The organism is Pseudoalteromonas sp. SIMBA_162, assembly GCF_046535955.1.
GTDB classification, from domain to species: domain Bacteria; phylum Pseudomonadota; class Gammaproteobacteria; order Enterobacterales; family Alteromonadaceae; genus Pseudoalteromonas; species Pseudoalteromonas marina.
The window spans coordinates 1-259 of record NZ_JAWJBQ010000648.1; the positions used below are offsets into that span (position 1 = coordinate 1).

Consider the following 259-nt stretch of genomic DNA (forward strand, 5'->3'; position numbering starts at 1 on the left):
CTGCATCTCCCAGAATGGTGATATCGAACTCAAGACCCTGATGGCGCAGCCGGCGGCGCTCTCGGTGCGTCAGGCCGATGGCAGTTACCGCAAGCTCTCGGGGCTGGTCGAGTCCGCCGCGCTGCTCGGTGAGGATGGTGGCGTCTTCTATTACCAGCTGACGCTGGTGCCGTGGATGGCGATGCTCAAGCTCGGCCGTGACAGCCGTATCTTCCAGGACCTCACCGCCGTCGAGGTCATCGAGTCGGTGTTCTCGAAC

Annotated in this window: 1 protein-coding gene; it reads left to right on the forward strand. The window is 62.9% G+C overall.

Annotation, left to right across the window (positions count from 1 at the left end; all coding sequences use genetic code 11):
- Window positions 1-259: contractile injection system protein, VgrG/Pvc8 family (locus R0J88_RS21260; RefSeq protein ID WP_410901065.1), on the forward strand; the 259-nt coding region annotated here is incomplete at both ends.